Origin of the sequence: Nocardioides panzhihuensis, assembly GCF_013408335.1 — a bacterium.
Classification (GTDB): Bacteria; Actinomycetota; Actinomycetes; order Propionibacteriales; family Nocardioidaceae; genus Nocardioides; species Nocardioides panzhihuensis.
Genome location: NZ_JACBZR010000001.1, coordinates 1160436 through 1176720, shown reverse-complemented (window position 1 = coordinate 1176720; position 16285 = coordinate 1160436). Strand labels below are relative to the sequence as shown.

At 69.0% G+C, this 16285-nt stretch carries 18 protein-coding genes; 5 read left to right on the top strand and 13 right to left on the bottom strand.

Annotation, left to right across the window (positions count from 1 at the left end):
- Positions 1-31: 31 nt before the first annotated feature.
- The 7 genes from BJ988_RS05460 to BJ988_RS05430 form a co-directional block, all read right to left on the bottom strand.
- Positions 32-1492: a sensor histidine kinase gene (locus tag BJ988_RS05460; protein ID WP_343051481.1), complete on the bottom strand. Its 1461-nt coding sequence runs from the start codon at positions 1490-1492 to the stop codon at positions 32-34.
- Complete coding sequence (locus tag BJ988_RS05455; RefSeq protein WP_281365468.1) at positions 1489-2214, bottom strand: response regulator transcription factor; 726 nt, start codon at positions 2212-2214, stop codon at positions 1489-1491. Before BJ988_RS05455 ends, BJ988_RS05460 begins: the two co-directional genes overlap by 4 nt.
- A 100-nt stretch (positions 2215-2314) precedes the next feature.
- Positions 2315-3088: a class I SAM-dependent methyltransferase gene (locus BJ988_RS05450; protein WP_179657086.1), complete on the bottom strand. Its 774-nt coding sequence runs from the start codon at positions 3086-3088 to the stop codon at positions 2315-2317.
- Positions 3089-3116: 28 nt separating this feature from the next.
- Positions 3117-3704: a PspA-associated protein PspAB gene (gene pspAB, locus BJ988_RS05445; RefSeq protein ID WP_179657085.1), complete on the bottom strand. Its 588-nt coding sequence runs from the start codon at positions 3702-3704 to the stop codon at positions 3117-3119.
- Positions 3705-3721: 17 nt separating this feature from the next.
- Entirely contained in the window at positions 3722-4630 is a 909-nt protein-coding gene (gene htpX / locus BJ988_RS05440) for a zinc metalloprotease HtpX (RefSeq protein ID WP_179657084.1), read from the bottom strand.
- Positions 4630-4908 carry a PspA-associated protein PspAA gene (pspAA, locus tag BJ988_RS05435; RefSeq protein WP_179657083.1) on the bottom strand — a complete coding sequence of 93 codons (279 nt, stop codon included), beginning with the start codon at positions 4906-4908 and terminating at the stop codon, positions 4630-4632. The genes htpX and pspAA overlap by 1 nt, the downstream gene beginning before the upstream one ends.
- Positions 4905-5687 carry a PspA/IM30 family protein gene (locus BJ988_RS05430; RefSeq protein ID WP_179657082.1) on the bottom strand — a complete coding sequence of 261 codons (783 nt, stop codon included), beginning with the start codon at positions 5685-5687 and terminating at the stop codon, positions 4905-4907. The genes pspAA and BJ988_RS05430 overlap by 4 nt, the downstream gene beginning before the upstream one ends.
- A gap of 250 nt (positions 5688-5937) precedes the next feature.
- Here BJ988_RS05430 and BJ988_RS05425 point away from each other — a divergent pair, with 250 nt between their 5' ends.
- Positions 5938-6522 carry a DUF3043 domain-containing protein gene (locus tag BJ988_RS05425; protein WP_179657081.1) on the top strand — a complete coding sequence of 195 codons (585 nt, stop codon included), beginning with the start codon at positions 5938-5940 and terminating at the stop codon, positions 6520-6522.
- Between the two features lie 7 nt (positions 6523-6529).
- Here BJ988_RS05425 and BJ988_RS05420 read toward each other — a convergent pair whose 3' ends face one another.
- Entirely contained in the window at positions 6530-6919 is a 390-nt protein-coding gene (locus BJ988_RS05420) for a hypothetical protein (RefSeq protein ID WP_179657080.1), read from the bottom strand.
- Positions 6919-7263: an STAS domain-containing protein gene (locus BJ988_RS05415; RefSeq protein WP_179657079.1), complete on the bottom strand. Its 345-nt coding sequence runs from the start codon at positions 7261-7263 to the stop codon at positions 6919-6921. The genes BJ988_RS05420 and BJ988_RS05415 overlap by 1 nt, the downstream gene beginning before the upstream one ends.
- Positions 7264-7378: 115 nt before the next feature.
- On the opposite strand from BJ988_RS05415, the gene BJ988_RS05410 reads away from it, so the two are divergent.
- From BJ988_RS05410 to BJ988_RS05400, 3 genes are read left to right on the top strand one after another with little or no spacing between them, the layout of a single operon-like run.
- Complete coding sequence (locus BJ988_RS05410; protein WP_179657078.1) at positions 7379-8113, top strand: response regulator transcription factor; 735 nt, start codon at positions 7379-7381, stop codon at positions 8111-8113.
- Entirely contained in the window at positions 8110-9498 is a 1389-nt protein-coding gene (locus BJ988_RS05405; protein ID WP_179657077.1) for a sensor histidine kinase, read from the top strand. The genes BJ988_RS05410 and BJ988_RS05405 overlap by 4 nt, the downstream gene beginning before the upstream one ends.
- Positions 9495-10145, top strand: coding sequence for a GerMN domain-containing protein (locus BJ988_RS05400; protein ID WP_179657076.1), 651 nt, complete (start codon positions 9495-9497; stop codon positions 10143-10145). The genes BJ988_RS05405 and BJ988_RS05400 overlap by 4 nt, the downstream gene beginning before the upstream one ends.
- A gap of 36 nt (positions 10146-10181) precedes the next feature.
- Here BJ988_RS05400 and dapB read toward each other — a convergent pair whose 3' ends face one another.
- Entirely contained in the window at positions 10182-10928 is a 747-nt protein-coding gene (gene dapB, locus BJ988_RS05395; RefSeq protein ID WP_179657075.1) for a 4-hydroxy-tetrahydrodipicolinate reductase, read from the bottom strand.
- Between the two features lie 193 nt (positions 10929-11121).
- On the opposite strand from dapB, the gene BJ988_RS05390 reads away from it, so the two are divergent.
- On the top strand, positions 11122-11589 hold the full coding sequence (locus BJ988_RS05390; protein ID WP_246321406.1) for a class I SAM-dependent methyltransferase: 468 nt from the start codon (positions 11122-11124) through the stop codon (positions 11587-11589).
- Positions 11590-11712: 123 nt separating this feature from the next.
- Here BJ988_RS05390 and BJ988_RS05385 read toward each other — a convergent pair whose 3' ends face one another.
- The 3 genes from BJ988_RS05385 to rpsO form a co-directional block, all read right to left on the bottom strand.
- Positions 11713-13074 (bottom strand): insulinase family protein, encoded by a 1362-nt coding sequence (locus BJ988_RS05385; RefSeq protein WP_179657073.1) that lies wholly within the window; start codon positions 13072-13074, stop codon positions 11713-11715.
- A gap of 5 nt (positions 13075-13079) precedes the next feature.
- Complete coding sequence (locus BJ988_RS05380) at positions 13080-15341, bottom strand: polyribonucleotide nucleotidyltransferase (protein ID WP_179657072.1); 2262 nt, start codon at positions 15339-15341, stop codon at positions 13080-13082.
- A 481-nt stretch (positions 15342-15822) separates the two neighbouring features.
- Positions 15823-16098, bottom strand: a complete 276-nt coding sequence (gene rpsO, locus BJ988_RS05375; protein WP_179657071.1) for a 30S ribosomal protein S15 — start codon at positions 16096-16098, stop codon at positions 15823-15825.
- Positions 16099-16285: the final 187 nt, after the last annotated feature.

Below are 16285 nucleotides of genomic sequence, written 5' to 3'. Positions count from 1 at the left end.
AGGAGCCGACCCGGGTAGGGAAAACCCCACCTCACCTGTCGGAGGAGCGCGGGAGGCGTACGGCGATCGTGGTGTCGCCGGGGACGCTGGTCAGCTTCACGGCGCCGCCGTGGGCGGTGACGATGGCGTGGACCAGGGCCAGCCCCAGGCCTGCGCCGCCGTCGCGCTGACGGGCCTCGTCGGCGCGGGTGAAGCGCTCGAAGGCGCGTGGGACGAGGTCCGGCGGGAAGCCCGGTCCGTCGTCGTGGACGTCGAAACCGTCACGACGTACGCGGACGGTGACCGTGGTGCCGGCGGGCGTGTGCCGGCGCTCGTTGGTGAGCAGGTTGCTGATCACCTGGTGGAGTCGCTGGTCGTCGCCGGTCACGATCACCTCGGCGGCGTCGGAGTCGGCGTCGACGTCGGCCGGCAGCTCGAGCCGCCAACTGTGCGACGGGGCGACGACCCGGGCGTCGTCGACGGCCTCGAGGAGCAGCCGGGTCAGGTCGACCGGCTCTCGGGCGAGCGGGCGGCCCTGGTCTAGGCGGGCGAGCAGGAGCAGATCCTCGACCAGCGTGGTCATCCGCAGCGACTCCTCCTCCACCTTGCCGAGCGCCATCGGGACCGCTTCGGGCCGCTGCTGGGCCAGCTCGGTGTAGCCGCGGATGGTGGTCAACGGCGTGCGCAGCTCGTGGGAGGCGTCGGCGACGAACTGGCGTACCTGCTGCTCGCTGCGGTGACGCTCGGCCAGGGAGGTCTCGACGTGGTCGAGCAGCGAGTTGAGCGCGGCCCCGACCTGGCCGACCTCGGTGTCCTCGTCGGTGAGCCGTTCGGGTACCCGTTCGGTCACCGAGACCTCGCCGGAGGACATGGGGAGGCCGGCGACGGCATGCGCGGTGGCGGCGACCTCTCGCAACGGGCTGAGCTGGCGGCGTACGACGATGTAGCCCACGCCCGCGGCGGCCAGCACGCCGAGCAGGGTCAGCAGTGCCTCCCAGAAGATCAGGCTCCCGATGGTCTTCTCGACCTCACCTGTGGAGTGACCTGTGACGACGATAACCGTCTGGCCGGTGCTCGTGTTGAGGACGGCCTGGGCGATCACCCGGTAGGTGCCGTGATCGGGCAGCTCGACGTAGTGGGCGCGGGCGTCGACGCTCACCTTCTGCAGCGTCTCGAGGTCGGCCACGGTGAGCGGCTCCACCTCGTCCGGGTCGAAGTCGCCGAGGGTGCCTCGAGCCTCGCCATTCTCGGGGAACTCCGCGAAGACCGAGTCCGGGGCCAGGTTCAACCGGACGGCCGGCCCCGGCCCGGCGACACCTCGTGCCATGTCGCGTACGTCCCTGTCGAGGCGGTCCAACAAGGTCTCGCGCAGCGCGATCGTGGCCACGGTGGCGATCAGCAGCGAGACGACCAGCACCAGGGAGACCGCGGTGATGACCAGCCGCGAGGTGAGCGGCGCGACCAGTCGGCCGAGCCGGTTGGACCGGCGGGTCACTCGCTGGCGCTCGTTCACTCAGCGGCCTTCAGCACGTAGCCCGCGCCGCGCATCGTGTGGATCATCGGCTTCCGGCCGGCGTCGATCTTCTTGCGCAGGTAGGAGATGTAGAGCTCGACGACGTTGGCCTGACCACCAAAGTCGTAGGACCAGACCCGATCGAGGATCTGAGCCTTCGAGAGCACCCGGCGCGGGTTGCGCATCAGGTAGCGGAGCAGCTCGAACTCGGTCGCGGTGAGCATGATCTCGTCCCCCGCACGGTGCACCTCACGCGAGTCCTCGTCCATCGACAGGTCGCCGACGCGGATCACCGAGTGCTCCTCGACCCGGGTCGCCCCGGCCCGGCGCATCAAGCCTCGCAGCCGCGCGACGAGCTCCTCGAGAGAGAACGGCTTGGTCACATAGTCGTCACCGCCCGCGGTCAGCCCGGCGACCCGGTCCTCGACCGCGTCCTTGGCGGTGAGGAACAGGACGGGTACGACCGGCTGGGTGCTGCGTACCCGACGCAGGACCTCCAGCCCGTCGAAGTCGGGCAGCATCCAGTCGAGCACGATCGCGTCGGGCGAGGTCTCCTTCGCCGCGCTGACGGCCTTGGAACCGGAGTGGGCCATGGTGACCTCCCAGCCCTCGAACCGCAGCGCCATCGCGATCAGCTCGGCGATGTTCACCTCGTCATCGACGACGAGCACCCGCAGCGGCGACCCGTCGGGACGGGTCAGGTCCTGTGCTCCAGCAGTCATGACTCCATCATGCGGCTGTTTGCTGTGTGTTGCTTGTGAAGCCGCTGAAGCGTGTCGATGTCTTCGCCGACGAGCCGCCGTCTGGACGGCTCCGCCCCGCTCAGACGCTGACGTCGACTCGGCGTGCGGTGTGCACCATCAGGTCCGCACGTACCTTGACCTGGTCCGGGAGAGCTCCTGCCAAGTCGGCGAAGAGGGCAGACCGGTCGGCGGCCGGGAGGATCCGGATCGCTGAGATGGTGTCGAGGTGGCGCAGGTAGTCATCGCGAGCGAAGGTGAACCGGCGCGGCACCTCGCGCTCGCGCACGTCGATCAGTCGATCGTCGGCGAGCATCTCGTCCCCGGGAAACAGCATCGGCGCATCCGCCGCGGACGGCGGCGGGATGTGGCGACCCGCCGGGGCGTACGCCGCGACCATCCCTTCCTCGACGGCAGCGAGCTTGTCGTCGGCCAGCACGAACGGGCCGCCGAAGAACGCCACGGCTCCCCCGAGGCGGACCAGGGCGGTGGCACGGTCCCACCGAGTCGCCGGCGCGGTCCAGTGCCAGGCGGCGGCAGCGAAGAGCAGGTCGAATGGCTCGTACGCCGCCGGATCGAGCTCCTCCACGGTGGCGCGCACAGTGGTCACCGGCAGGCCCGCACACTCGCGCCGGAGAACGGCGAGCATGTCGGCATCGGGATCGGTCGCGACCACGTCGATCCCGGCCGCGGCGAACACCCGGGTCGCCTTTCCGGTCCCGGCACCGATCTCGATTGCCCGTCGCACCGAGCCCTCGGCGACTTCGCTCACCAGCGCGACCAGGTCGTCTGGATAGCCGGGACGGTAGCGCTCGTAGTCCTCCGCGACCGCGCCGAAGCTCAATGCCCGTTCCATGTCGGTCTCACAATCTCTCGGATCGACCTCAGAGCCCCGGAGCGCCCCAGACCGCGAGCCAGCGGGAGAGGTCCTTCTCGACCGGGAGATCGCCCTCGATCGCGGTGCGGACGTTGATCTCGAGAAGGTTGTCACGCTGCTGCGGACCGGTCGGGACGAAGGGGTAGAAGGTGCCCTGCTTGTAGAGGTAGATCAGGCCCACGCTGCGCCCGTCGGCACCCTCGAAGCCGATCAGCGAGCAGAGCAGCCCCGGCCCGAAGCCGTTCATCTCCAACGTGGTGTTGACCGCGTGGAGGTCGGTGACCAGACCGGTGATGTCGGGGTTGGCCGGGTCCAGGGGCTCGTGGTCGACGCTGAGCCAGGTGAAGCCGAACTCGTCGACGCTCGTGGACACCTTCGGCGCTGCCTCGGAGGCCCCGAGCAGCTCGACGACGTCGTCCTGCGTGCCGGCGAACCCTGCCCCTGCGGCGGCGCGGTAGCAGACCGCCCCGTCCCCCGTCGGGACCAGCCCGAGCGAGGTCTGCATGGTGAGTGCGGCGGTCGGCACTGCGAACAGCGCGTCGAGGTTGGCCTGCTTCGGTCGCGTACGACCCGTGATGACATCCCAGAAACCCACAGAGCGACCTTACGTCGTCACTGCGCCGGACGGCCGAGCTCGGCCTCGATCCGGGCGAGCTGCTCCAGGCGCTGCTCCAGCGAGGGGTGCGTCGAGGTCAGCGTACGCAGCGACTGACCGCTGATCGCCGGTGCGATGAAGAACGCGTTCATCGCCTGCGAGGATCGCAGGTCCCGGCTCGGGATCGCGGAGATCTCGCCGGTGATCTTCTGCAGCGCGCTGGCCAGCGCGCCCGGCTTCATGGTCAGGTGCGCGCCGGCACGGTCGGCGGCCAGCTCGCGGTAGCGCGACAGCATCCGCAGCAGCACCCATGACACGGCGTAGACGGCCAGCGACACCAGCAGCACCACCAGCCACACCGGGAGAGCGTTGTTGCCGTCGCGGCGGCCGCCACCCGCGTACGCGCCGTACTGGGAGCCCCGGCTCAGCATCCCGGCCACGATGCCTGCCGAGGAGGCGACCGTCATCACGAGCACGTCGCGGTGGGCGACATGAGAGAGCTCGTGAGCGAGCACGCCCTCCAGCTCCTCGGCGCTCAGCCGCTGCATGATGCCGGTGGTCACCACGACCGCGGAGCGCTTGGGCGAGCGGCCGGTGGCGAAGGCGTTGGGCATGTCGGTGTGGGCGATCCCAACCCGAGGCTTCGGCATGTCGGCCAGGGTGCACAGCCGGTCGATCATCGCGTGCAGCTCGGGCGCCTCCTGGACCGACACCTCGCGCGCGCCCATGGCGCGCATCGCGAGGGTGTCGGAGGAGTACCACTGCCACCAGGCGATGCCGAGACCGATGATGCCGATGATCGGCGCCCACTGCGCCGGCATCACGAACATCAGCGCCACGATGAGCCCGACGAACAGCGCGCCGAGCAGGAACATCACCGTGGTCATCCGGACGGTCAGCCCGGCATCCCCCTGGAAGCGTGACATCAGCCGGGGATGAGGCCCTCGTCGCCCAGCATCTCGGAGACCTCGGCGAGCGTGGAGCCGGGTCCGGGGAGGATCAGGTCGGAGGAGTCGATCGCGTCGACCGGGTGGGCGGTGCCCATTGACCGTACGCCATCGAGCAACGCGGCCAGGGCCGCGTCGAAGACGTCCTCGTCGGTGCCCTTGCAGGCAGCTTCGACCGCGGCGTCGAGCTCGTTGAGCTTGTCGACAGAGGCCTCGTCGAGGTCGTACTGGCCCTCGCCCATGATGCGTACGATCACTGCTCGGCCTTCTTCTCGGTCGACTCCACGTCGATGACCGGCGCGTTGGCGTCGGCACTGGGCAGCGCCTGCGTCTGCTGCGGGGAGCTGAGGCCCTTGAGCGCGGCGAGCTCCGCCTCGACGTCGTTGGTCGAGCTGAGCGCGTCGAGCTGGCGGGTGATGTCGTCGGTGGGACCGGCGGTGAGGTCGTCGAGAGCACCGGAGGCGAGCAGCTCGTCGACGGCACCGGCGCGAGCCTGCATCTCCAGGGTCTTGTCCTCGGCACGCTGCATGGCCATGCCGACGTCGCCCATCTCCTCGCCGATGCCGGAGATCGCCTCGTTGATCCGGGTCTGCGCCTCGGCAGCGGTGTAGGTCGCCTTGATGGTCTCCTTCTTGGTGCGGAAGGACTCCACCTTGGCCTGCAGCCGCTGCTGCGCGAGGGTGAGCTTCTCCTCCTCGCCCTGAAGGGTCCCCAGCTGGGTGTTGAGGTCGTTCATCTGCTGGGTGAGGCCGCTCTTGCGCGTGAGGGCCTCGCGGGCAAGATCCTCACGGTTCATCTCGATGGCCTTCTGGGCCTGCGTGGTGAGCTTGTCGGACTGCTGCTTGAGCCCGTTGATCTGCAGCTCGACGCGCTTGCGGCTGGTCGCGACGTCCGCGACGCCACGACGCACCTGCTGCAGCATCTGAAGCTGCTTCTGGTAGCTGTAGTCGAGCACCTCCCGTGGGTCCTCGGCCTTGTCGAGCGCCTTGTTTGCCTTCGCCTTGAAGACCAGGCTCAGCCGCTTCATCACACTCATCGGTTCCCTTTACGCCTCTCATATGCGGCCGACCGCCGGCCGCCCCGCGTCGTCGCTTGCCGCTGGACTCTCGCCGTCCTGGGACAAGTGTTGCCTCTCACCTTAGGCCGGGTCCACAAAACTCGTAGTCCGGGTCCCTCGGGATATCCTGTACGTGTCCTAGCCAACACTGTTTTTGCTTCGGGCTCCGCTCAGCAAGACTCAGTTGCTTCGGGCTCCCGCTTCAGCAGATACGTAAGAGGTCCCTTCGTTGTTCGGTCGCAAGTCCCCCGCCCAGCAGGTCGTCGAGCCCGAGACCCCGGTCAAAGAGACCGGCAAGGGTCGCCCGACCCCATCGCGCAAGGAAGCCGAAGCGGCTCGCAAGGCGCGTCTCAAGCAACCGCGTTCGCGCAAGGAGATCAACGCCGCCAACCGCGCCCAGCGCGCCGAGCACGGCGACAAGATGCGCCAGGCGATGAAGACCGGCGACGAGCGCTACCTGCCGCTGCGCGACAAGGGCCCGGTCAAGCGCTTCATCCGTGATTGGATCGACGCCCGGTTCACCTTCGCCGAGATTGTGCTCCCGGTGCTGATCATCGCGTTGGTGGTGCCCTACATCAGCCTCCAGCTGGCGATGTACTCCCAGCTCTTCACGCTCGTCGTGATGGCCACCGTGATCATCAACCTGATCACGCTGCGTTTCCTGCTCCGCAAGGAGCTCAAGCGCCGCTTCCCCGACAACGACCTCAAGGGCACCACCTACTACGCGATCATGCGGGCCATCCAGATCCGCCCGCTGCGTATGCCCAAGCCGCAGGTCAAGATCGGCTCGCAGCTCTCCGACGACTACCGCTGAGTCCGGGCTAGGCCTCGTCGGGCCTCGGCGGGTCCTCGACCTCGCAGACGAGGCTGGCCCCGCCGACACGCTCGTGGAAGCTCCATGAGCCGGCCAGGTCGGTGAGCTTCTCGGCGACGTAGGGCTCGGGCGCGGACGCCGGCATCGAGGTGAGCGTCCAGATCGTGGAGAGCTCGATCCGGGTCGGCGTACGCCACGCCAGCTTCACCCAGATCTCGCCGGGGAGGTTCGAGAGGGCCACGTGGATGCCGAATGCGGCGAGGACCTCGAGCCGGTTGGCGGCGCGGTCGCCGACGACCCGTGAGTCGGTCCACGCCCGCACCTGGTTCATCGCCTGGTCCGGCGTCAGCAGATCGAACGTCTGCTCGCGTTCCGTCTCGTGGACGTGGTTGCTCATCAGTTGGCCTTTCGGGTGGGGGTGGATGCGGCCGGAGCCGTCTGGATGTCCCAGATGGTGTCGAGACCGGCTCGGCGGAGCTGACCGGCGAGCGCCGGATCGGCGTTCCGGAGACGGAGCGGCACGCCCCTCGACCCGCAGCGACGCTTGGCCCACAGCAGCGCCGCGACGGTCGTCGAGGAGAACCCGGTCAGACCCGCGAGGTCGACCACGACCGCCTCGGGACCGCCCACGAGCATCTCGGCCAACCGCCATCGCAGGTTGTGGATCGCCCGCAGGCAGGTCGCGTCCGAGAACGGCACGATGATGGTCTCGTCCACCGGGTAGAACTCCGCCTCGCTCATGCCGTCCACCCTGCCTACGGTGTGTGGAGGTCCTTTCGCAGTTTCATGTCAGTCTCGTGTCACTTCCGGCCGGCGGCCCGCGACGGCTCTGTTTCCCGACCGTTCGGGTGAGACGATGCGGGACGTGCAAGAGGCAGCCAAGCGAGTGCTCATCCTGGAGGACGACTACGGGCTGCGTACGTCCCTTCGGCTCTTCCTCGAGCAGGAGGGGTACGCGGTCGGCGAAGCCGACGACGCCGAGATCGCCCTCGATCTCGACGCCCAGGAGCCGTTCGACGTGATGCTCGTCGACCTGATGCTCGGTGGCATCGACGGGTTCACCTTCATCCGGAGCGTGCGCCCCCGAACGACCGCGCCGATCATCGTGATCAGCGCCCGAGACGGCGCCAAGGACGTGGTCACCGCGCTCGAGGCGGGGGCCGACGACTACGTGCGCAAGCCGTTCGACGTGGCGGAGGTCAGGGCCCGGATCCGGGCCGCGCTGCGGCGCCCCGACTTTCCCCTCGTCCCTGTCCAGGGCGGCTACACCCCTGCCAGCGGCATCGTGCTCGACTCGACCGACGGCCCGCTGGTCTTCGACCCGGAGGCCGCGACCCTCCGCCGGGGCGCTGAGGACCTGCACCTGACCAGCACGGAGTTCAAGCTCCTGCTCGCGCTGACGAACAGCCCCGGCAGGGTGATGACCCGCGAGAACCTGGTCAACCAGATGTGGCCCGAGGGCCATCACGGCGACGTCCGGGTCGTCGACGTGCACGTCAGCCGCCTGCGCAACAAGGTCGACACGGACCCGGAGGCAGGCGGCGTCATCTCCACCGTCCGCGGCCTGGGCTATCGGCTGGACCCGCGATGAACCGGAGACCGAGCCGGCGCGGTCTCCGCGCCAACGTCGTGGCGGCGTTCGCGGCCGGCGCGCTGATGATCAGCCTGATCCTCGCCTTCAGCACCTACTTCTCGGCACGTCACTACCTGATCGCGCAGCGCGAGCGGAACGCACTGCAGCAGGCCTACATCGACGCCGCTCTCGTCAAGGAGCGGCTGCGCACGAACGGGGTCAACGTCGCCGAGGTTCTCGCCGAGATCGCCCAACCGAGCCGCACCACGGTGTTCGTCCACAAGGACGGTCAGTGGTACTCCTCCGACCTCACCACCCAGGTCCACGACGCCACCAGCGACGTCGCCTCGAGCGTCCGGGCCGGAGACGTCGCGCTGACCTGGACCGACACCGGCGACCGGCCAAACATCGTCGTCGGGATCCCGCTCGAGGGGGTGGGTGCCGACTACTACGAGGTCACCTACGCCAAGGAGCTCAGCGAGACCCTCGACACGATGGGCTACGCCCTCGCCATCTCGGCGGCGGTCACCACCATCGCCGGCGGCGTGCTCGGCTGGTACGCCGCCCGGCGGGTCCTGCGGCCGCTGCGCCAGGTCGCCCTGGCCGCGGCGCGGATCTCCGCCGGCGAGCTCGACACCCGGGTCGAGGCAACCGACGACCCCGACCTGGCGACCCTGACCGGGTCGTTCAACACCATGGTCGACACCGTGGTCGAGCGGCTCGACCACGATGCCCGCTTCGCAGCCGACGTCAGTCACGAGCTTCGTACGCCGGTGGCCACCCTCACCACCAGCCTCGGTGTCCTGCAGGGCGACAAGCACCTCTCCCCCAGCTCCGCGACCGCAGTGGACCTGATGGCCGGCGAGCTGGAACGGTTCCGCGGGGCGCTCGAAGACCTCATCGCGCTGGGGCGTCTCGACGCGGGCGTGCGGGAGTCGGAGTGGGAGGTGCTGAGAGTCGCCGACCTAGTCACGGCGACTCTCGCGGACAACGGCATCGACGACGTGGTCATCGAGGTCCCCGACGACCTGGAGATCTACGGCGACCGGCTCCAGCTCCACCGAGCCTTGGCCAACCTGGTCCGCAACGCCCAGACCCATGGCGGCGGCCTCACCTCGGTGCGTGCCATCGCGCGCCGCGGTGACGCCGAGATCCACGTCGCGGACTCCGGGCCCGGGGTGCCCGTCGAGTCGCGCGAGCACATCTTCGACCGGTTCTCCCGGATGGGGGCGCGGGGCGCGACGACCGGGAGCGGGCTGGGCCTGAGCATCGTGGAGCGGACCGCTCAGCTGCACGACGGGTCGGTCTGGTGTCGCGATGCGGACCCGAGCGGCGCGGACTTCGTGCTCTCGCTCCCCCTCGCTCCCACGGCGCGGACCGCATCGGGCCGGGAGGTGACATGAGGACGGCGCGTACGTCATGGGCGGCGGTGCTCTCCGGCCTGCTGCTGGCCGGCGCGGCGGCGTGCGGAGTCCCGAGCAGCGACGATGTGCGGACCGTCGATCCCGCCGAGGTTCCCTACCATCTGCTCGACGACGCCTCCGCCGTCGCTCCGGGCGCAGCGCAGGGCGCCACCGGGCCGCGGCTCTACTGGGTCAACGGCGAGGACCGTCTCGTCAGTCGCCCCACCGCCAGCTTCTGCTCCAAGACCGTCGACGGGGTCGCGGAGCACATCCTCGACCAGCTCGGCGACGGTCCGTCGGAGGTCGACCTGGCCTCAGGTCTCGGCACTGCCCTGCCGCCGGAGGGATGGCTGGAGCTCCTGGAGATCACCGACCGCACCGCCCACCTCCGCATCGCCACCGACGACACGATCGCCACCAACCGGGTCGTGCTCGCCACCGCGCAGACCGTGCTGTCGCTGACCTCGATCCCCGGCGTGGACCGGGTGAAGATGGAGTACGACGCCGAGCCGCTGCAGGTGCCGAAGTCCTCGGGCGAGCTCGCGGACGGGCCGTTGCGCCACGACGACTACCGCAGCCTGCTGGCCGACCCGACCGAGCCGCCCAAGGATGAACGGCTACGCCGCCGGGACCTCTGCCCCAGCTGAGCCCGCCCAGCAGTCCTGAGCAGCTCTGAGGAGTCCTCAGCCGAGCCCGAGGACGTCCTCCAGGCCGACCGTGAGCCCAGGGCGCGAGCCGATGCCGCGGATCGCGGCGAGCACGCCGTGAGCGAAGGAGGCGTGCGAGAGCGAGTCGTGGCGGATGGTCAAGAGCTCGCCGACACCGCCGAGGACGACCTCCTGGTGGGCGACCGAGCCGGCCATCCGCAGGGAGTGGACCGGGATGCCCTCCACAGCGGCGCCACGGGCGCCCTGGAGGGCCGACGTGGTCGCGTCCGGCGCCGGGGCCACCCCGGCCTCCCGGCGCGCGGCAGCGACGAGCTCAGCGGTCCTGCGGGCGGTGCCCGAAGGCGCGTCAGCCTTCCGCTCGTGGTGGGTCTCGACGATCTCCACGGACGGGAAGTGGGCGGCCGCGAGCTCGGCGAAACGCATCATCAGCACAGCGCCGACCGAGAAGTTGGGGACCACCATCGCGCCGACCCCCGGAGCCTCGGCCAGCCAGGCCCCGAGCTGCTCGACGCGGTCGGGACCGAACCCCGAGGTGCCGATCACGGTGTGCACGCCGTGGGACAGGCAGAACTCCGCGTTGCCCATCACCGCCTCGAGAGTGGTGACGTCGACAGCCACCTCGGCGCCGGCGTCGGTGATCGTCGAAAGCACGTCGCCGCGCCCGATCCGCGCCACCAGCTCCAGGTCGTCGGCGGACTCGACCGCCTCGCAGACCGCCGAACCGAGCTTGCCACCTGCACCGAGAACAGCCACCTTGATCATGGCGAGCAACCTTATGCGAAGCGGCCCGGGACGAAGCGACCGACCGCATAGATCACGCTCCAGCAACGATCTACCACTATCCGGTGAACACTGTCCGGCGAGGGCTGTGAGCGGAACCGTATGGGGATCTGGCAGTCTTGGACCCATGGTGGTGCAGACGATCCCTGCTCGGATCCGTTGGGCCGTTGATTTCATGGACATTCAACCGAACGATCATGTCCTTGAGATCGGCTGTGGCCCGGGGGCTGGTGCCGAGCTGATCTGTAGCCGGCTGGAGACCGGAAAACTATTTGCGATCGATCGCTCGGAGTCGGGCGTCGATCGTACGAAGCGACGGTGCGCGCAGTATCTGGAGGCAGGACGCCTCACGGTCCGTCAGATCGATCTCGCGACGCTGCGGGTCCCGGTCAAGCGGCTGACGAAGGTCTTCGCGTTCAACGTCAACCTGTTCTGGGTGCGTGACGCATCCGCCGAGATCGCCCTGCTCCACGAGCGCGTGCTCCCCGGCGGCACCGTCAACCTCTTCTACGAGGCCACCCAGCGCGAGCAGGTCCCCGAGATCATCGAGAAGGCGAGCAAGGCCCTGGCCGACGGCGGTTTCCGGGTCTCCATCGTCGACTCCAAGGTCCCGGCCGCCGTCGGGATCATCGGTAAGCGCTGACCCCCAGCATCCACATGGTGGGATGCGTCCGGGAACTGGACGGGGAGTTCTTGGGGTTGTGGGGTGTTTCAGTGCCCGTCAACCCCAGGGATACCCGGTCGACCGGGTATCCCTGGAGCAACGTCAGGCCGGCCCCACGACCGCGAGGATCTCGGGTCGGCTGAGGATCTCGGCCGCGACCTCACGGCACTCCTCGAGGGTGACCCCGTCGATCCGGGCGAGGACCTCGTCGATCGAGTAGAGCTCGCGATGGACCAGCTCGGCACGGCCGATGCGGGACATCCGGGAGGCAGAGTCCTCGAGGCCGAGCACGAGGCCACCACGCAACTGCCCCTTGCCGAGCTCGAGCTCCTCGGCGGTGATGCCGTCGCGTGCGACGGCGGCCAGCTCGGAGCGTACGACCTCGAGCACCTCGCCGAGCTTGGCCGGCAGGCAGCCGACCTGGACTCCGAAGAGACCCGTCTCGGCGTGGCTGTAGGCGTAGGAATAGACCGAGTAGGCCAGGCCCCGGTGCTCGCGGACCTCCTGGAAGAGCCGCGAGGAGGTCGCGCCGCCGACGGCGGTGTTGACCACCTCGAACGCGAAGCGACGGTCATCGCCACGCTGCAGACCCTGGCGGGCCAGGATCACGTTGACCTGCTCCAGCGGGCGCTCGGCTCTGGTCTCGCCGGGCACGACGTCGATCGGCGACCCCTCGCGAGGAGGCACCGGAGCGGCGGAGGCCCCTAGGAAGCCCGACCCGGAGAACGCCTTCTCCACCATCGCCACGACCTCGTCGTGCTCGATGTTGCCGGCTACCGCGACGACCATCCTGGGCGCCACGTAGTGGGCCTTGTAGAACTCGTCGATCTCGTCGCGGGTCAAGGCGGCGATCGACTCCTCCGTGCCGGCGATGCCCCGTCCCAGCGGCGTCTCTGCGCCCCATGCCTGCGCGGCGACGAGGTTGTGGATGACATCGTCGGGATCGTCGTCGTGCATCGCGATCTCGTCGAGGATGACGTCCCGCTCGGCCTCGACGTCCTCCTCCGTGACCAGCGAGGAGGTCAGCATGTCGCCCATGACGTCGACCGCCAGCGGCAGGTCGTCGTCGAGCACGCGCGCGTGGAAGCACGTGTACTCCTTGGCCGTGTAGGCGTTGAACTCCCCGCCCACACGGTCCAGCGAGGAGGAGATCTCCAAGGCCGTACGCGACGGGGTGCCCTTGAACAGCAGGTGCTCGAGGAAGTGGGAGCAGCCGTGCTGACGCGCGGTCTCGTCCCGGGAACCGACGCCGATGAAGACGCCGATCGTCGCTGAGCGAACCCCGGCCATCTGCTCGGTCACGATCCGCAGGCCGGACGGGTGGACCGTACGACGCACCAACGACGTCACCGCGCCGTTGACCTCGGTCTGCTCGAGCGTGACGGTGGTGCCAGGCTCCTGGTCATAGCCGGAGGACCGGCCGACACCTTCGTGTCGACCGGTCCCCCGGGTGTTGGGTGACACCAAGGTCACTCCTCGTCTGCAGCCTCGGTGGCGGTCTCCGCAGGAGCCTCCTCGGAGGAGGCCTCCTCCTCGAGCACCGGGGCGAGCGAGAGCTTGCCGCGGTCGTCGATCTCGGCGATCTCGACCTGGATCTTCTGGCCGACCTCGACGACGTCATCCACCGACTCGACCCGCTTGCCGCCATTGAGGGCGCGCAGCTTGGTGATGTGGAGCAGGCCGTCCTTGCCCGGGAGCAGGGCGACGAACGCACCGAAGTTGGTCGTCTTCACGACCGTGCCGAGGTAGCGCTCGCCGACCTCGGGCATGGTCGGGTTGGCGATCGCGTTGACCGCCGCACGGGCGGCCTCGGCCGCGCCGCCTTCGGTCGCGCCGATGAGCACGGTGCCGTCGTCCTCGATGGAGATCTGGGCGCCGGTGTCGTCCTGGATCTGGTTGATGACCTTGCCCTTGGGCCCGATCAGCTCGCCGATCTTGTCGACGGGCACCTTCACGGTGATGATCCGGGGTGCGGTCGGAGCCATCTCCTCGACACCGCCGATGGCCTCGTGCATGACGTCCAGGATGGTCGTACGCGCGTCCTTGGCCTGGTTGAGGGCCTGGGCGAGGACCTCGGCCGGGATGCCGTCGAGCTTGGTGTCGAGCTGCAGCGCGGTCACGAACTCCGAGGTGCCGGCGACCTTGAAGTCCATGTCGCCGAAGGCGTCCTCGGCACCGAGGATGTCGGTGAGCGCGACGTACTTCGTCTCGCCGTCGATCTCACCGGAGATCAGACCCATCGCGATACCGGCGACCGGGGCCTTCAGCGGCACACCGGCGTTGAGCAGCGACATGGTCGAGGCGCAGACCGAACCCATCGAGGTGGAGCCGTTCGACCCCATCGCCTCGGAGAGCTGGCGGATCGCGTAGGGGAACTCCTCGCGGCTCGGCAGCACCGGCAGGAGCGCGCGGCGGGCGAGCGCACCGTGGCCGACCTCGCGGCGCTTGGGCGAGCCGACCCGGCCGGTCTCACCGGTGGAGAACGGCGGGAAGATGTACTTGTGGATGTAGCGGCGGTGCTTCTCCGGGGAGAGCGTGTCGAGCTGCTGCTCCATCTTGAGCATGTCGAGGGTGGTGACACCCAGGATCTGGGTCTCGCCGCGCTCGAACAGCGCCGAGCCGTGGACCCGCGGGATCACACCGACCTCGGAGTGCAGCGGACGGAGGTCGGCCAGGCCGCGACCGTCGATGCGGACCTGGTCGCGCAGGACCTGCTCGCGGATGGCCTTCTTGGTCAGAGCGCGGAAGGCAGCGCCGATCTCACCCTCGCGGCCCTCGAACTGCGGGCCGAGCTTCTCGAGCAGCGCAGCCTTGATCCGGTCGGCCTCTTCGTCGCGCTCCTGCTTGCCGAGCGTGCGCTCGCGCTTGCCACCGACGGTGTAGAGGTCGGTGATGTCAGCGCCGACGGTGGCCTCGACGGCCTCGTAGACGTCGTCCTGGTAGTCCAGGAAGATCGGGAAGTCCTGGACCGGCTTGGCGGCCAGCTTGGCCAGCTCGGCCTGGGCCTCGACAAGCTGCTTGATGAACGGCTTGGCAGCGTCCAGACCGCCGGCCACGATCGGCTCGGTCGGCGCCTGGGCGCCGGAGGCGACCAGGTCCCAGGTCTGCTCGGTGGACTCGGCCTCGACCATCATGATGGCGACGTCGCCGGAGTCGGTGACGCGGCCGGCGACGACCATGTCGAAGACGGCGTTCTCGAGCTGGCTGTGGCTCGGGAAGGCGACCCACTGGCCTTCGATCAGGGCGACGCGAACGGCGCCGACCGGGCCGGAGAACGGCAGGCCGGAGAGCTGGGTGGACATCGACGCGGCGTTGATCGCGAGCACGTCGTAGGGCTGGTCGGGGTCGAGCGCCATGACGGTGATGACGACCTGGACCTCGTTGCGCAGACCCTTCTTGAAGGTCGGGCGCAGCGGGCGGTCGATCAGACGGCAGGTGAGGATCGCGTCCTCGCCCGGGCGACCCTCGGAACGGAAGAAGGAGCCGGGGATCTTGCCCGCGGCGTACATCCGCTCCTCGACGTCGACGGTCAGCGGGAAGAAGTCGAGGTGCTCCTTCGGGTGCTTCGAGGCGGTGGTCGCAGACAGCAGCATCGTCTCGTCATCGAGGTAGGCGGTCACGGAACCCGCGGCCTGCCGGGCGAGCAGCCCGGTCTCGAACTTGACGGTGCGGGTGCCGAACTTGCCGTTGTCGATGGTCGTCTCGACGGCAGTGATGACTGGTTCGGTCAAGGAATTCGTCCTTAGTCTTTATCGCGGAGCGTCCCCGCGCCGGGCGTGTGCGCTCGCTGCGCACAGGGCCGGTCTTCGATCGAGACCCTCAGGTCACGACGGACCTGGGAATCACTACCGAGGACCGAGCCGGACGGGCGGGCCGCTCCTGGTGATGTGTTTCGTTTTACGAGTGCCTGCGCGGCTGGCGCTAGCACTCATCCCTCAGCCTATCCGTCCCTTGCCCGAAATGCGGAACGGAGGCACGCGCGTGCCGCCCGCGCCCGGACCGGAGCCCACCCCGTCACGCCGGACTGCGCGTCCCGTCAGGGCCGCGATCCAGCTTCAGGAGGCACCGGCGCTGGTTGGTACGTCACCGCGTCGACAAGCGCGGGACGGGGTCACCGCTTCCGTGCGGTGACGCCGACCGCACAGCGACAAATGGCGAACGGGCCGCCTCCCAAGTGGGAGGCGACCCGTTGCGTACGCGTTGAGAACCAGATCAGCGACGAAGGCCGAGCTTCTCGATGATCGAGCGGTAGCGCTCGATGTCCTTCTTCTGAAGGTAGTTGAGAAGGCGGCGGCGCTGGCCGACGAGCAGCAGCAGACCACGACGGCTGTGGTGGTCGTGCTTGTGCTCCTTGAGGTGGTCGGTCAGGTGGGAGATACGGTGCGACAGCAGCGCGATCTGCACCTCCGGCGAGCCGGTGTCACCCTCGGTCGTGGCGTGCTCGGCGATGATCTTCTTCTTGGTCTCCGCGTCAGTTCCAACTGCCATGCGAAGGCTCCCTTCCGGCCCGTGGGCCTAACTCGTTGCGCGGCGCGCCCGGGCCTGTTCACCGGGGCACTCTTGATCCGCGGCCGATTTCACGGCTTGAGCTGCCGATCCCCATGGACCGACAACCCGAGAAGATTAACAGCGAGCCGGCATACCCCCCGAATCGTCGCCGGATCAGGCCACGAGC

Bases quoted from the DNA above. Each gene is read 5' to 3' on its own strand.
- BJ988_RS05455 (WP_281365468.1), bottom strand. From the start codon at position 2,214: ATGACTGCTGGAGCACAGGACCTGACCCGTCCCGACGGGTCGCCGCTG.
- BJ988_RS05450 (WP_179657086.1), bottom strand. From the start codon at position 3,088: ATGGAACGGGCATTGAGCTTCGGCGCGGTCGCGGAGGACTACGAGCGC.
- htpX (WP_179657084.1), bottom strand. From the start codon at position 4,630: ATGTCACGCTTCCAGGGGGATGCCGGGCTGACCGTCCGGATGACCACG.
- BJ988_RS05430 (WP_179657082.1), bottom strand. From the start codon at position 5,687: ATGAGTGTGATGAAGCGGCTGAGCCTGGTCTTCAAGGCGAAGGCAAAC.
- BJ988_RS05420 (WP_179657080.1), bottom strand. From the start codon at position 6,919: ATGAGCAACCACGTCCACGAGACGGAACGCGAGCAGACGTTCGATCTG.
- BJ988_RS05415 (WP_179657079.1), bottom strand. From the start codon at position 7,263: ATGAGCGAGGCGGAGTTCTACCCGGTGGACGAGACCATCATCGTGCCG.
- BJ988_RS05410 (WP_179657078.1), top strand. From the start codon at position 7,379: ATGCGGGACGTGCAAGAGGCAGCCAAGCGAGTGCTCATCCTGGAGGAC.
- BJ988_RS05405 (WP_179657077.1), top strand. From the start codon at position 8,110: ATGAACCGGAGACCGAGCCGGCGCGGTCTCCGCGCCAACGTCGTGGCG.
- BJ988_RS05400 (WP_179657076.1), top strand. From the start codon at position 9,495: ATGAGGACGGCGCGTACGTCATGGGCGGCGGTGCTCTCCGGCCTGCTG.
- dapB (WP_179657075.1), bottom strand. From the start codon at position 10,928: ATGATCAAGGTGGCTGTTCTCGGTGCAGGTGGCAAGCTCGGTTCGGCG.
- BJ988_RS05390 (WP_246321406.1), top strand. From the start codon at position 11,122: ATGGACATTCAACCGAACGATCATGTCCTTGAGATCGGCTGTGGCCCG.
- rpsO (WP_179657071.1), bottom strand. From the start codon at position 16,098: ATGGCAGTTGGAACTGACGCGGAGACCAAGAAGAAGATCATCGCCGAG.